At 62.0% G+C, this 1727-nt stretch carries 1 pseudogene and 1 other annotated feature; the pseudogene reads left to right on the top strand.

Features of this window, described 5'->3' with window-relative positions:
• Positions 1-106: 106 nt before the first annotated feature.
• Positions 107-1122: pseudogene (locus MXC99_RS00430) on the top strand (IS3 family transposase); the annotation flags it as partial.
• Positions 178-294: a sequence feature (AL1L pseudoknot), on the top strand. Its footprint overlaps the pseudogene before it by 117 nt.
• Positions 1123-1727 lie beyond the last annotated feature (605 nt).

Below are 1727 nucleotides of genomic sequence, written 5' to 3'. Positions count from 1 at the left end.
GCCATCCGAACCCAACTCTCCTTCCATCGTCGCATGCTCCGCTATTCAAGGAGCCACAACGATCCATCAATGCGGGCGCCTGCGGAAGAACGGGGATTTCCGGACAGATACCATCAAGGAGCTCGAGCGCGAGGTGCGCGAGTTGAAGAAAGCCAACGAGATCCTGCACCTGGCCAGCGCGTATTTCGCGCAGGCGGAGCTCGACCGCCGCAACAAGTGATGAACGGCTTCATCGACACGCACCGCGAGCGCTTCGGGGTCGAGCCGATCTGCAGAGTTCTGCAGGTCGCCCCGTCCGCTTATCGACGCACCGTGGCTCGCCGGCGCGATCCGGCCTTGCGCTCGTCACGGAGCCGTCGTGACGAGGTGCTGGAGGGGCACATCGAGCGGGTTTGGCAGGCGAACCTGCAAGTGTATGGAGCGCGCAAGGTGTGGCGGCAGCTGCAGCGCGAAGGCATCCAGGTCGCGCGCTGCACCGTCGAGCGGCTGATGCGGACCCAAGGGCTGTGCGGCGCCAGGCGTGGCAAGGCGGTTCGGACCACCCGGCCCGATCCTGGCGCACCTTGTCCGCTCGACCGCGTCAATCGGCAGTTCGCTGCCGAGCGCCCGAACCAGCTTTGGGTGTCCGATTTCACGTATGTTTCGACCTGGCACGGTTTCGTGTACGTCGCCTTCGTCATCGACGTCTTCGCCCGCCGCATCGTGGGCTGGCGCGTCAGCCGATCCATGCATACCGAATTCGTGCTCGACGCCCTCGAGCAAGCGCTGTGGGCGCGTCAGCCCGAACGCAACGCCTTGATCCACCACAGCGATCGTGGCTCGCAGTACGTCTCGATCCGTTACAGCGAGCGACTGAGTGTGGCGGGCATCGAGCCGTCGGTCGGCAGCCGTGGCGACAGCTACGATAACGCGCTGGCCGAGACGATCAACGGGCTCTACAAGGCAGAAGTCATTCATCGGCGTGGGCCTTGGAAGAGCGTTGAAGCAGTCGAGCTGGCCACCCTCGAATGGGTGTCATGGTTCAACCACCACCGTCTGCTTGAGCCGATCGGGTACATTCCGCCTGCTGAAGCCGAGGCAAACTACTACCGTAACCTGAGCGAGCAGGCGGTCACCGCCTGACTCAAACACAACCGCCTCCGCGAAACACGGGGCGATTCAAAGAGGCTCTCTCCTGGGCGAGGGCACTTCCTGGTGATCATGCATTCCATGGCCGTGAGTCACCGTTGAGTCGGGTGGATGAGGGTGGCGCGGCTAGTGCAGCGTAGCAGTCGTTTAGTTGTATTTCAGATATTTTGCGTTTACCTGAATCCCGAGTAGCGGCTATGCCGCAAGATTTCTGACCGCGTGCCGCTGATGCCGTCTTGGGCGGGACCGAGTAGGCAGCAAGGGCACTCGGGGTGGTGCCGTAAGCGAGAGAAAACTCGATCGTTCCAAGGCAGGGCTACCGCAGCTACCCATAATGCATGACACGATCATCAGTAAGGTGGACCGCAGCAGCCGTCTTCCCCGCCAAATCGGGCCCAAGTTGCACAAAGTTTGTGCAACCCGTTGTTGGTGTGGGCAGGCGACTGACCGCCCGAACATGCGATGTGCGTAGCTGCGGCAGCCCTGCGTGTTGGCAACAAATAGAACTGTCCGGTGTTGTAGCAAATGAATTGTCCGCTCGATTATGCGAGGCGGTAACGCTGCGCAGGGCGTAGCCCGAAGCAGCGTTACCGCCTCGC

It is taken from the genome of Thauera aromatica, assembly GCF_023093595.1.
GTDB lineage: Bacteria > Pseudomonadota > Gammaproteobacteria > Burkholderiales > Rhodocyclaceae > Thauera > Thauera aromatica_A.
This window is presented reverse-complemented; position numbering and strand designations above follow the sequence as displayed.